This window comes from Vibrio sp. 10N.247.310.17 (assembly GCF_041466605.1).
Lineage (GTDB): Bacteria > Pseudomonadota > Gammaproteobacteria > Enterobacterales > Vibrionaceae > Vibrio > Vibrio tasmaniensis_A.
In genome coordinates, this window is sequence record NZ_JBFSTC010000014.1 from 41,028 (window position 1) to 53,590 (window position 12,563).

Sequence of the window (12,563 nt, forward strand, 5' to 3'; positions counted from 1 at the left end):
GGTGAAGGTGTACTGGTTTGCTTAGCGACTAATCTGATTCTTTTGTTGGAAGTATGGGTAACTCGATACTAAATCGAGCACCACCTTGTGGGCTGTGATCGGTAACTAGCTTGCCATTTATTCCGCTGATTATTTGTTGAGAAATCGATAGCCCAAGTCCAAGTCCATTTTTCTTGGTGGTATGGAAGGGTTCAAAAAAATTTCCGTTAGAAGGGGAGGTGAAGCCTGGGCCATTGTCATCGACATGAATCAGCAAGGTCTTGGCTTGTTGATGGTCGGGCTTCCTAATCTCTAACAGAATAGCTAATTGTTTGTCGTTTTGTTGTTCCATCGCCTGAATCGCGTTAGTCAGCAGGTTAATGATCACTTGCTCCAGTTGAATGGCGTTGGCGAGCACACAAGCATCAAAGGTTTCAGGGAGTTCGTTGACCTTAACTCGTTCACTCTTGAGTTGTGGTTTCATCAGTTCTTTTGACGAGTGCAATACTGGCAGTATCTGTAACGTGTGCAGCTCTTCCGCAGTGGATTTCTTTGCAAAGGAACGAAGCTGGTGGCTTATCTTAGCCATACGGTCAGTGAGCGCCGAGATTCGCGATAGGTTGTCATCGACACGATCGGTTTTTTCTTTGGCAAGAAACAGTCGGCCGTTGTCGGCATAACTGCGAATCGCAGCAAGCGGGTTATTCAGTTCATGGCTGATGCTTGCTGACATTTGCCCCAACACTGCCAGTTTGGCGGCTTGGATGAGTTCGTCTTGTGTCTGCCTCAGTACATGTTCAGTTTCGATTCGGTGCTTAATCTCGACATGCAACTCTGATGTTCGTTCAAGCACTTGAAATTCTAGCTTTTGCTTGGCTTCGGATTGCAGTCTGTCTATCTGAGCTCGTCTTTGTTGTCGATGGTGATTGAGTTGCATCGTTAGATAAATAATCGCAAAAATAAGGCTCAAAACCACAAGGTAAGCAACCAAGTCCCACCAAACTAAGTGGGTCGGAGAAAATACTCGTATGGTGAGTTTTGGCTCGGCTAGGAAGCGTGAGGAGTTAAAGAACTGCTCTTGGACGAGCTTGTGGGGAGACTCAATATTGCTAGTAGCACTCTCTAAGTCACCGGAGAAGTGCAGGCTTTCTATTTTTGTATCGAGATACTGCCTGCTTTCTTGAATTCGAGTGTGTTGTTCTTCGCTTAATGGTTGAAGGCTTTTGAACAGCCACTCAGGATTACTCGACATAAATACGATCTGGTCTTTATCGTCAGCAACAAAAAAACTCTGTTTGCCTTTCCAACTTGCTTCAATCAGCGATAAATCCATCTTTACGACAATGACGCCAATAATCTCGGCGGCATAGGCGACGGGGTAAGAATAATAATAGCCTCGTTTCCCAGAGGTTGAACCTAGCGCAAAATATTGATTTTCATTGCCAAGAATCGCTTCTTGAAAGTAGGGACGGAAAGCGAAATTTCGCCGAATAAAAGAACGCGGTAGATTCCAGTTACTGGCTGCTATGGTGGTGCCAATGCTATCTAACAGATAGGTGTCCGATGCTTGAATCACCGAGTTTACGTGTTCTAGGTAGCGATTGGTGAGTTCGATTTGCGCAGAGTTACTTGGAGAGTGAAGAGCATCGACCAACTCTTTGTCTTTTGAAAGCAGCTCGGGAATGTGCGCGAACTTGTCGAGTTGGCTTGAAATATGAACCGAAAATCGGTCTAGCTTAGATTGATGATCATTTAACAAACTTTCATGGCTTGTGTTCCACACCCAATGACCGCCGAACACCATTAGTAAACTGTATGTGGCCATTAATAGGATTTGGATTCTCAAAGCTTGAAACATGAAGGCTCTCCGCTCATTTCTTTGGTAAATAATCAAGCCTGTCTTCTCTCGTTTATGGTAGCAAATAGCGGTAGTGTTTGCTGAAAGTAGACAGTCGCCAGATGGATGTAGGTTAAGGGTTTGTAACGGGGATTGTTGAAAAAGTTATCGACTCTGAGGGGTAAAACAAGAGCAAGATCTCTTTTTAAGGTTTTTAGCAAAAAAAGCCCTCGATTCCCTTGAAAAAGTCGCTATTGTCCCCATTTCTGTTGTGCTAAGTGATGATTTGATCGTTTTTGTATCATTTAGTTGGACGAATTTAGAGCATTCATCATCATGCAGAGGTGAACGGCTCGACAGAGATTAAACAGATCGCTAGAATGTCGCGTCTAAAATTTCTGTCCTGAGGCTAATCGGAGATACCTTTCTTGTTTTCGAAAACAAGCTTTATTGCGTTTTAATCGACGCGTGAAGAACGAAGATATCGCTGATTAGTCTGGTGTTTGGTTGAATAATCAATTCAGACATCAATGCTCGATTTTAAATTAGGTGTTCGGATAGAGCACTACACAAGGATGCAGCCAACAACGTCGGCTTTTGAATTAAAGCTAAGTTACGGCTCATATGCTCAGATTACTGAGCCAGTTTTGAGGTTTATATAATGCAAGTTACTGTTGAAACGCTAGAAGGCCTAGAGCGCCGTCTTAATATTACTGTTCCTGCTGCTAACATCGAAGATGCAGTTACAGCTGAACTACGCAACATCGCGAAAAACCGTCGTTTCGATGGCTTCCGTAAAGGCAAAGTGCCAATGAAGATGGTTGCTAAAATGTACGGCAAAGCAGTACGTCAAGACGTGATGGGCGAAGTAATGCAACGTCACTTCATCGAAGCGATCGTTAAAGAGAAAATCAACCCAGCTGGCGCACCTACTTTCGCACCAGTTGAAAACAACGAAGGCGCTGACCTAGTATTCAACGCAACTTTTGAAGTTTACCCAGAAGTTGAACTGAAAGGTCTAGAAAACATCACTGTTGAGAAACCAGCAGTAGAAGTTAAAGAAGCTGACGTTGAAGAGATGATCGAAACTCTACGTAAGCAACAAGCAACTTGGACTGAAGTTGAAGCTGCTGCTGACGCTGGTTCTCGTGCAACTATCGACTTCGTTGGTTCTATCGACGGTGAAGAGTTCGAAGGCGGCAAAGCTGAGAACTTCCCACTAGAGATGGGTGCTGGTCGCATGATCCCTGGTTTTGAAGACGGTATCGTTGGTAAAACAGCAGGTATGGAATTCGAAATCGAAGTAAACTTCCCAGAAGATTACCACGCTGAAAACCTAAAAGGTAAAGCTGCTAAGTTCTCTATCAAGCTGAACAAAGTTGAAGCTCGTGAGCTTCCAGAACTAAACGAAGAATTCGTTTCTAAGTTCGGCGCAGCTGAAGGCGTTGAAGGCCTTAAAGCTGAAGTTCGTAAGAACATGGAGCGTGAGCTTAAGCAAGCAGTTAAGAACCGCATCAAAGAGCAAGCAATCGACGGTCTAGTTAACGAAAACAACATCGACGTACCTTCTGCTCTAATCGATCAAGAGATCGGTGTTCTACGTCAACAAGCTGCTCAACGTTTCGGTGGTAACACTGAAGCTGCTGACCAACTTCCACGTGAGCTGTTCGAAGAGCAAGCTAAACGTCGCGTAGTTGTAGGTCTTCTTCTTGGTGAAGTAATCAAGACTGAAGAGCTAAAAGCTGATGACGAGAAAGTTAAAGCTATCATCGAAGAGATGGCTACAGCATACGAAGATCCAACAGAAGTTATTGCTTACTACGAGCAAAACGAGCAAATGATGAACAACATGCGCAATGTTGCTCTAGAAGAGCAAGCTATTGATGCAATCATCGCTAAAGCTCAAGTTTCTGATAAAGAAGTTAGCTTCAACGAGCTAATGAATCAGCAACCTGCTTAATATAGTAATATCTGACGTAGAAGGTTGACGTACGGTCAACAATTCTGCTAACAATGGTCCGTATGATTTAATCATTCGGGCCATTTATTTTAGGGACATAAGAATATGAGCTACCAAGAAAAAAATACAATGCCATCGATTATGGACGCACTAGTTCCTATGGTGGTTGAACAGACTTCCCGTGGTGAACGTTCTTACGATATTTATTCTCGTCTATTAAAAGAACGTATCATTTTCTTAACAGGTCAAGTGGAAGACCACATGGCAAATCTTGTCGTGGCTCAACTGCTTTTCTTGGAATCAGAAAACCCAGACAAAGATATCTATCTTTACATCAACTCACCTGGCGGTAGCGTAACAGCGGGCATGTCTATCTATGACACAATGCAGTTCATCAAGCCAAACGTGAGCACAGTATGTATGGGTCAAGCTTGCTCTATGGGTGCATTCTTACTAGCGGGTGGTACTCCGGGTAAGCGTCACGTGCTTCCAAACTCACGTGTAATGATTCACCAGCCACTTGGCGGCTTCCAAGGCCAAGCGTCTGATATTCAAATTCACGCGCAAGAGATCCTAACGATCAAGCAAAAGCTAAACAAACTATTGGCAGAGCACACAGGTCAGCCTCTAGAGGTTGTTGAGCGTGATACAGATCGTGACAATTTCATGTCTGCTGATCAGGCTGTAGAATACGGTTTGGTGGATTCAGTTCTTAATCACCGCGGTCAATAATTGCAGGGCAATTGTTTAACGCAAAGTGATTCAAATTGATATACACTCAAACATAGAGAGTAAAGGCTAAGAGGTTAGCGAATGACAGATAAAAGCAAAGAGGGTGGTAGCGGTAAATTGCTTTACTGCTCTTTCTGTGGCAAAAGCCAGCACGAAGTTCGCAAGTTAATCGCAGGTCCTTCTGTTTACATTTGTGATGAATGTGTCGATCTTTGTAACGACATTATTCGTGAAGAAATTAAAGATGTTCTTCCAAAGAAAGAATCGGAATCGCTGCCAACGCCGCGTGAGATTCGTGAGCATCTTGACGACTATGTAATCGGTCAAGAATACGCGAAAAAAGTGCTAGCAGTTGCAGTATATAACCACTACAAGCGTTTACGTAATGGTGATACGACGGCTGAAGGCGTAGAGCTAGGTAAGAGTAACATTCTTCTTATCGGTCCTACTGGTAGTGGTAAAACCCTACTGGCTGAAACACTGGCTCGTTTCCTAGACGTTCCTTTCACAATGGCAGATGCAACAACACTAACCGAAGCGGGTTATGTGGGCGAAGATGTTGAAAACATCATCCAGAAGTTGCTTCAGAAATGTGATTACGACGTAGCGAAAGCGGAACGCGGCATTGTTTACATCGATGAAATCGATAAGATTTCTCGTAAAGCTGAAAACCCATCGATCACGCGTGACGTGTCTGGTGAAGGTGTACAGCAAGCTCTATTAAAACTTGTTGAAGGTACAGTGGCTTCAGTTCCACCTCAAGGTGGTCGTAAGCATCCACAGCAAGAGTTCTTGCAAGTGGACACGTCTAAGATCCTATTTATCTGTGGTGGTGCGTTTGCCGGCCTAGATAAAGTGATTGAGCAACGTGTAGAAACAGGTTCAGGTATCGGCTTTGGCGCAGAAGTGCGTTCAAAAGACGAAACCAAAACTATCGGTGAACTGTTCACTCAAGTAGAACCTGAAGATCTAGTGAAGTATGGTTTGATTCCAGAATTCATTGGTCGTCTACCTGTTACAACAACACTGACAGAGCTTGATGAAGAAGCGCTAATCCAAATCCTTTGTGAGCCAAAGAATGCACTGACAAAACAGTACGCTGCATTATTTGAACTTGAGGATACAGAGTTAGAATTCCGTGAAGACGCCCTACGCGCAATTGCGAAGAAAGCAATGAACCGTAAAACGGGTGCTCGTGGTCTACGCTCTATCTTGGAAGGTGTTCTACTAGAAACTATGTACGAACTGCCATCTTCAACTGATGTAAGCAAGGTTGTGATTGATGAGTCGGTAATTAATGGTGAGTCAGAACCACTATTGATTTACAGTAACTCAGATAACCAAGCAGCTGTTGCAGAGTAGGTCTTTTTAAGACTACACACTCAAATTGAAAAAGGAGGTAAGCAATTACCTCCTTTTTTTTATTCTTCCATTGAATCCAGTCGTTTAAGCCCCATATACTGCTTTATAAGTTAAAGCGGAAGAGAGAAATATATGAACTTGGAACGTTCCGAGCGTATCGAAATCCCCGTGCTACCTCTACGTGATGTAGTGGTTTACCCACACATGGTTATTCCATTGTTTGTTGGTCGTGAAAAATCGATTACTTGCCTTGAATCGGCAATGGAAGCTAACAAACAAGTACTACTTGTAGCGCAGAAAGAAGCGGACACTGATGAGCCTTCAATCGACGACCTATTTAACGTAGGTACAGTCGCTACTATTCTTCAGTTGCTAAAGCTGCCAGATGGTACCGTAAAAGTACTTGTCGAAGGTCAGCAGCGTGCAAAAATTCACCAGTTCAAAGAGAGTGAGTTTTTCTTAGCGGATGCCGAATACGTTGTAACCTCAGAACTTGACGAAAAAGAACAAGAAGTGGTTGTTCGCAGTGCGATCAATCAATTCGAAGGCTTTATTAAGCTGAACAAAAAGATTCCACCAGAGGTTCTAACCTCGCTGAACGGTATTGATGAGGCTGCTCGCCTTGCTGATACGATTGCTGCGCACATGCCACTTAAACTGGTAGATAAGCAGCACGTTCTAGAAATTTCAGATGTGACGGAACGCCTGGAATTCTTGATGGGCCAAATGGAGTCAGAAATTGATATCCTGCAAGTTGAAAAACGCATCCGTGGCCGCGTTAAGAAACAGATGGAAAAGTCTCAGCGTGAGTACTATCTGAATGAGCAAATGAAAGCGATTCAGAAAGAACTGGGCGAGATGGACGACGCGCCTGATGAATTCGAGACTCTGAAGAAGAAGATCGAAGATTCTAAGATGCCTCAAGAAGCTCGTGAAAAAACTGAGCAAGAACTGCAAAAACTGAAAATGATGTCGCCAATGTCTGCTGAAGCAACAGTAGTACGTAGTTACATTGATTGGATGGTAGGCGTTCCTTGGGCTAAGCGTTCAAAAGTTAAAAAGAATTTAGCGAAAGCGGAAGAGATCTTAAACGAAGATCACTACGGCTTAGAACGTGTTAAAGAACGTATTCTCGAATACTTGGCAGTACAAAACCGTATCAACAAACTAAAAGGTCCAATCCTTTGTCTTGTTGGTCCTCCTGGTGTTGGTAAAACTTCACTAGGCCGTTCGATTGCCGCGGCAACGGGTCGTAAGTACACACGTATGGCGCTAGGCGGCGTTCGTGATGAAGCTGAGATTCGTGGTCACCGTCGTACGTACATCGGTTCACTTCCGGGTAAATTAATCCAGAAGATGTCTAAAGTTGGTGTTAAGAACCCACTGTTCCTATTAGATGAAATCGATAAGATGTCTTCTGATATGCGTGGCGACCCATCTTCTGCGCTTCTAGAAGTACTAGACCCTGAGCAAAACAACGCATTTAACGATCACTACCTAGAAGTCGATTACGATTTATCTGATGTGATGTTTGTTGCAACGTCTAACTCGATGGATATTCCGGGCCCACTATTGGACCGTATGGAAGTGATTCGCCTGTCGGGTTACACAGAAGATGAAAAGCTGAACATTGCCAAGAGCCACCTATTGGACAAGCAAGTTCAACGCAACGGTCTTAAGCCTCATGAGATTGAGATTGAAGACTCTGCAATCATCGGCATCATTCGTTACTACACGCGTGAAGCGGGTGTGCGTAGCCTAGAGCGTGAAATCTCTAAGATCTGTCGTAAAGCAGTGAAGAATATCTTGTTAGACAGCGACCTTAAATCTGTAACGGTTAACATTGATAACCTGAAAGAGTACTTAGGTGTGCAACGTCATGACTTCGGTAAAGCGGATGAAAGCAACCGTATCGGCCAAGTAACTGGCTTAGCATGGACGCAAGTAGGTGGCGATCTACTGACCATCGAAACTGAATCAATGCCAGGTAAAGGTAAGCTAACGCAAACCGGTTCACTAGGCGATGTGATGAAAGAGTCGATTCAAGCGGCAATGACAGTGGTTCGCTCTCGTGCTGAAAATTTGGGTATTAACACCGATTTCTACGAGAAACGTGACATTCATGTTCACGTACCGGAAGGTGCAACGCCAAAAGATGGCCCGAGTGCGGGTATCGCAATGTGTACTGCATTGGTCTCTAGCTTAACGGGTAACCCTGTAAAAGCAGAGGTTGGTATGACCGGTGAAATTACCCTTCGTGGTGAAGTTTTACCTATCGGTGGCTTGAAAGAAAAGCTTCTTGCAGCGCACCGCGGTGGCATTAAAACGGTCTTGATTCCTAAAGACAATGAACGTGATTTGGAAGAGATTCCAGACAACGTAATCGCTGACTTGAAGGTGATTCCGGTTCAATGGATTGATGAAGTACTGAAAGTCGCACTAGAACGAGATCCGTCAGGGGTCGAGTTCGACGTGAAAAAATAGTGATGCATAGCAAAAATAAGTAAAGAATTACGCTGATAGACCCGAAAAGGCTTGTCAGCGTTTTTTTTGGACGCTAAGTTATTCGACTAAAGTGGCAGCCCTTTTGTAATAAGGCTTGCGGCTAAATTAAAACCAAAATGGAACGTACAGTCATCGAGAAGTAGTCACAGATGACACATAGGGGAAAAACAGTGAATAAAACACAACTAGTAGAATCAATCGCAGAAAACGCAGACATCTCTAAAGCTTCAGCTGGTCGCGCTCTAGACGCTTTCATCGAAGCAGTTGGCACAACGCTACAATCAGGCGACCAAGTTGCACTTGTTGGCTTTGGTACTTTCAGTGTTCGTACTCGTGCTGCTCGTACAGGTCGTAACCCAAAAACTGGTGAAGAGATCCAAATCGCAGAAGCTAAAGTACCTGGCTTCAAAGCGGGTAAAGCACTTAAAGACGCATGTAACTAATTTTTGTTGCTGAAACCTCGAGTTTTGTGAGGGGAAGGCAGTAATATGCGTTTACTGTTTGAACAATGATGTTTCATTTTTAAACAGTATATGTGCAAAGCACATTGAACTTATTTAAATTATGCGCATCCTACTGATGCGCATTTCTTTTTCTGATAATATCGCGTGAATAGATTTTTATTTTGAAGCCAATGCTTCATATCCGGAGAGCACTTAAATTATGATGGATCGATTACGCGAAGGCGTGAATAGCATCGCGGTAAAAATTATCCTTGGGTTGATTATCCTGTCATTCGTATTCGCAGGTGTAGGCAGCTACATCACCGGTGGCGGTAACAACGCAGCAGCTAAAGTTGGCAACACAGAAATTGCTCGTGGTGAGTTCGAACAAGCTTACCAAAACGAACGTAATCGCATGCAATCTCAACTTGGCGATTACTTCGCTCAAATGCTTGCAGACCCTGCATACGTTGAGTCTTTCCGTAAGTCAGTACTTGATCGCATGATCAACGATGTTCTACTTGAGCAGCAAGCAGAGTCTCTAGGCCTACGAATCAGTGATTCTCAAATCCGTACCATGATTCTAGAAATGCCTCAGTTTCAAACGGCTGGTCAATTCGACCAAGAAGTTTACCAATCGGCATTACGTCGTGCAGGTTTCAGCGCAGAAAGCTTTGCTGAATACATGCGTCGTGACCTAATGCGTAACCAGTTTGTTACTGCACTTCAAGGCAGTGAATTTGTTCTTCAAGGCGAAATTGATATTCAGAGCAAGCTTATTGCTCAAACTCGTGACATTCGCACAGTGACACTATCTGTTGCTGACCTAGCGAAAAATATCGAGTTAACTGACGAGCAAATCGAACAGTACTACCAAGAGAACCCTGCGGCTTACACTCGTCCAGAGCAGGCTAAGGTGTCTTACATCGAACTTTCTGCTGAAGCACTTAAATCGCAACTTGAAGTTAGCGATGAGGAAGCACAGAAATACTACCAAGAGCATCTAGACAAGTACTCTACTGAAGAGCAACGTAAAGTTAGCCACATCCTAGTTCAAGGCGATGACGAAGCGAAAGCTCAGTCTATCCTCGACGAACTAAATGCAGGCGCTGATTTTGCTACGTTAGCAGAAGAGAAATCTGACGACTTCGGTAGTGCAGACGTTGGCGGTGACCTAGGTTGGATTGAACGTGATGTTATGGACCCAGCATTCGAAGACGCGGCTTTCGCTCTTGTGAATATTGGCGATACAACTGGCCTAGTTAAATCTGATTTTGGCTACCACATCATCAAGCTAGACGAAGTAAAAGCATCTCAAGCTCAGCCTTACACTGAAGTAGCGGCAGAGATTAAGACAGAGCTTCTAGACCAACACGCAGTTGATCAGTTCTACGAGCAACAAACTGAACTTGAAAAAGTAGCGTTTGAATTCCCAGATTCTCTAGACGACTCTGCTGAAGCAATCAATGCGAAGATCACGACGACTGATTTCATCTCTCAAGCTGACGCTCCAGAAGTTCTGATGACGCCTGCAGTAATGCAAGCTATCTTGAGCCCTGAAGTGAAAGAAGACGGTTTGAACTCTGAAGTTATCGAAGTGGCTCCTGAGCACGTTATTGTTGTACGTGTAGAAGAGACTCGCGACGAAACAGTTCTTCCTTTAGCAGAAGTGAAAGATCAAGTTGTAGCTGCATTGTCTGCTGTAAAAGCAGAGCAACAAGCGGTAGAGCTAGGTGTTTCTCTAGTGAACGAACTCAAGCAAGGTAATGAAGCGGTACTGGCGGATAACAGCCTTGAGTTTACTGAACTTGAAACCATTGACCGTAATTCTCCATTAGCTGCATCTGTATTCGCTCTAGTGAAACCAGAAGCCGGCCAAGCTGTGTTCGGACAATCTAAAGACCAAGACGGTAACATCGTTGTTGTTGAGCTTTCTAAAGTAACGGCTGAAATCAACCCTGCTTACAGCACACAACTTGGTGCACAGTTAGAGCGCGTTGGTAATCAACAAGACCTTACTAATGTACTAAACGTACTGCGTAAAAATGCAGACGTTGAATACTACATCGTTGGTCAAGCTCAATAAGCTTTGAATTTACTCGGTAGTCTTCTGCCGAGTAATACAACTTGAAAGTAGTGCAGCAACTCGGTTTGCGAGCCAGCTAACAAGTTGATGAAAATTAGATGTATAACAAAGCGGGTCACTTCGGTGACCCGCTTTATTTTTATCTGGCGTTTGTTTTATGTGCAGCGGCAAATGCATAAGTTACGTTTTTTGTTCAAAGGAACGGTTTATGCGCACGATATATTCAACATTACTTCTCTCATTTCTTATGACCCTGAGCTCCCCGGCGCTTTCTAATAGCCCGACTAAAGCTGAGCTTTACGATGGCATTGAGATTACGGTCAATATCAATACCGCGACAGCAGAAGAACTATCAGCACTATTGGTTGGTGTGGGTGAGAAGAAAGCCAAAGAGATCGTCGATTACAGGGATCAAAATGGGGCATTTACGACTGCTGATGATTTGGTGAGTGTGAAAGGGATAGGTGAAGCCACGGTTAAAAAGAACCGCGAAAGAATTCAACTTTAATCCGTTTGTCTACTTGTTAGAAATGAAGCGATAGATATGAAGCCTCCGGCCAGTGCACCTGCTAGGTGGGCTTCAATCGCGACACGAGCATTAATCAGTTCGCCAGTCGTGCTAGAAGGGCCAACAAGCTGCTCCCAAGTGATTTTAGCGATTAATCCCAACACTAACAGCCAACTTGATCTCCTACCGTTTAAAGCCTCACTGAGCGCGAATAAGCCAAATAACCCATGCAAAGAGCCAGATAGGCCAACATAGATCTGAATACTCGAAAACAACAAAGCGACCCCAGTCACTAAACTAATCACAAGCAGAGCAAGAGCAAGCTGTTTTTTACTCGGTTGAAACAGATAGCTGATGATCCATAAGCCAGCTAGATTCATCAGAAGGTGCGAGTAGTTGGTATGTGAAAAGTTTCCTGTTAGGATCCGCCACCATTGCCCATCGGCGATCGCATTTTTATCCCAAACTACCCAAGCCTGCACAGGCTCTAGTTGGAATAAGACGCATAAAAGTGAAGTGAAAATTAAAACAGGGTACACATTAAATCCATGTCTCGTTATTGCCGCCAATGCAGCAAGGCTTTGAAAGCTTGTATATGTCAGTGGGTTACGCCACTAGAATCGAACGTTGAGCTTATCATTCTTCAGCACCCATCAGAAGAGCATCGCCCGATGGGAACTGCGCGTATCCTCTCGTTATCTCTAAATAACAGTGTGACGTTTGTCGGTGAAGACTTTTCTAATAACGAGCAACTGAACATGTTGCTGGCCGATGAACAGTACCAACATGTGATTTTATACCCAAGCGAAAACTCTGTTTCAGTTGAGTCGGCGACATGTCCTGATAAGAAGCTGCGTGTGATTTTATTGGATGGCACCTGGAAGAAGGCGTTCAAGATGTGGCAAGTATCGAGTAACTTGCATGCGCTGAATACGGTTCACTTGCCGAAAGATCTCAAGGGTAATTACCGAATTCGCAAAGCGCCAAGTGAAAACAGCCTTTCGACAGTAGAGGCGGGTTATCATCTGTTGAGCTTGTTAGAAAATGATCGAGACTTTAGTTCTCTGCTAACGGCATTTGACCAAATGATTCAGTTTCAAATCAATCAAATGCCGCCGGGCGTGTTTGAGAAAAACTACTTAGATTAAGCT

General features: G+C 44.0%; 10 protein-coding genes and 1 pseudogene. 9 read left to right on the forward strand and 2 right to left on the reverse strand.

The window, feature by feature from the left end; all coding sequences use genetic code 11:
• Positions 1–28: 28 nt before the first annotated feature.
• Complete coding sequence (locus tag AB6D80_RS06615) at positions 29–1,837, reverse strand: ATP-binding protein (protein ID WP_371707650.1); 1,809 nt, start codon at positions 1,835–1,837, stop codon at positions 29–31.
• Positions 1,838–2,000: 163 nt separating this feature from the next.
• Here AB6D80_RS06615 and AB6D80_RS06620 point away from each other — a divergent pair.
• From AB6D80_RS06620 to AB6D80_RS06655, 8 genes and pseudogenes are all read left to right on the forward strand, one after another.
• Positions 2,001–2,183 (forward strand): annotated as a pseudogene (locus AB6D80_RS06620) (hypothetical protein); the annotation flags it as partial.
• Positions 2,184–2,477: 294 nt separating this feature from the next.
• Positions 2,478–3,776 carry a trigger factor gene (gene tig, locus AB6D80_RS06625; protein ID WP_004736079.1) on the forward strand — a complete coding sequence of 433 codons (1,299 nt, stop codon included), beginning with the start codon at positions 2,478–2,480 and terminating at the stop codon, positions 3,774–3,776.
• Positions 3,777–3,881: 105 nt separating this feature from the next.
• Positions 3,882–4,508 (forward strand): ATP-dependent Clp endopeptidase proteolytic subunit ClpP, encoded by a 627-nt coding sequence (clpP, locus tag AB6D80_RS06630; RefSeq protein WP_004736080.1) that lies wholly within the window; start codon positions 3,882–3,884, stop codon positions 4,506–4,508.
• A gap of 81 nt (positions 4,509–4,589) precedes the next feature.
• Positions 4,590–5,870: an ATP-dependent protease ATP-binding subunit ClpX gene (clpX, locus tag AB6D80_RS06635; protein ID WP_009847283.1), complete on the forward strand. Its 1,281-nt coding sequence runs from the start codon at positions 4,590–4,592 to the stop codon at positions 5,868–5,870.
• Between the two features lie 132 nt (positions 5,871–6,002).
• Positions 6,003–8,354, forward strand: coding sequence for an endopeptidase La (lon, locus tag AB6D80_RS06640; RefSeq protein WP_012604505.1), 2,352 nt, complete (start codon positions 6,003–6,005; stop codon positions 8,352–8,354).
• 170 nt (positions 8,355–8,524) lie between these two features.
• Entirely contained in the window at positions 8,525–8,818 is a 294-nt protein-coding gene (locus AB6D80_RS06645; protein ID WP_012604504.1) for an HU family DNA-binding protein, read from the forward strand.
• A gap of 220 nt (positions 8,819–9,038) precedes the next feature.
• The gene (ppiD, locus tag AB6D80_RS06650) at positions 9,039–10,904 is read left to right on the forward strand and encodes a peptidylprolyl isomerase (protein WP_371707648.1); all 1,866 of its coding nucleotides are present in this window, start codon (positions 9,039–9,041) and stop codon (positions 10,902–10,904) included.
• 208 nt (positions 10,905–11,112) lie between these two features.
• A complete protein-coding gene (locus tag AB6D80_RS06655; RefSeq protein ID WP_122046060.1) occupies positions 11,113–11,412 on the forward strand; it encodes a helix-hairpin-helix domain-containing protein in 300 nt (99 codons plus the stop codon).
• Here AB6D80_RS06655 and rrtA read toward each other — a convergent pair.
• Positions 11,409–11,951, reverse strand: coding sequence for a rhombosortase (rrtA, locus tag AB6D80_RS06660; protein ID WP_122046061.1), 543 nt, complete (start codon positions 11,949–11,951; stop codon positions 11,409–11,411). The two genes, AB6D80_RS06655 and rrtA, sit on opposite strands and share 4 nt — an antisense overlap.
• Before the next feature lie 9 nt (positions 11,952–11,960).
• Here rrtA and AB6D80_RS06665 point away from each other — a divergent pair, with 9 nt between their 5' ends.
• Positions 11,961–12,560, forward strand: a complete 600-nt coding sequence (locus tag AB6D80_RS06665; RefSeq protein WP_122046062.1) for a tRNA-uridine aminocarboxypropyltransferase — start codon at positions 11,961–11,963, stop codon at positions 12,558–12,560.
• The last annotated feature ends 3 nt before the right edge of the window (positions 12,561–12,563 follow it).

What these genes read in the sequence shown, in the direction of transcription:
- clpX (WP_009847283.1), top strand. Translation starts at nt 4,590, where the DNA reads ATGACAGATAAAAGCAAAGAGGGTGGTAGCGGTAAATTGCTTTACTGC.
- AB6D80_RS06645 (WP_012604504.1), top strand. Translation starts at nt 8,525, where the DNA reads ATGACACATAGGGGAAAAACAGTGAATAAAACACAACTAGTAGAATCA.
- AB6D80_RS06655 (WP_122046060.1), top strand. Translation starts at nt 11,113, where the DNA reads ATGCGCACGATATATTCAACATTACTTCTCTCATTTCTTATGACCCTG.
- AB6D80_RS06615 (WP_371707650.1), bottom strand. Translation starts at nt 1,837, where the DNA reads ATGTTTCAAGCTTTGAGAATCCAAATCCTATTAATGGCCACATACAGT.
- lon (WP_012604505.1), top strand. Translation starts at nt 6,003, where the DNA reads ATGAACTTGGAACGTTCCGAGCGTATCGAAATCCCCGTGCTACCTCTA.
- clpP (WP_004736080.1), top strand. Translation starts at nt 3,882, where the DNA reads ATGAGCTACCAAGAAAAAAATACAATGCCATCGATTATGGACGCACTA.
- ppiD (WP_371707648.1), top strand. Translation starts at nt 9,039, where the DNA reads ATGATGGATCGATTACGCGAAGGCGTGAATAGCATCGCGGTAAAAATT.
- tig (WP_004736079.1), top strand. Translation starts at nt 2,478, where the DNA reads ATGCAAGTTACTGTTGAAACGCTAGAAGGCCTAGAGCGCCGTCTTAAT.
- AB6D80_RS06665 (WP_122046062.1), top strand. Translation starts at nt 11,961, where the DNA reads ATGTCTCGTTATTGCCGCCAATGCAGCAAGGCTTTGAAAGCTTGTATA.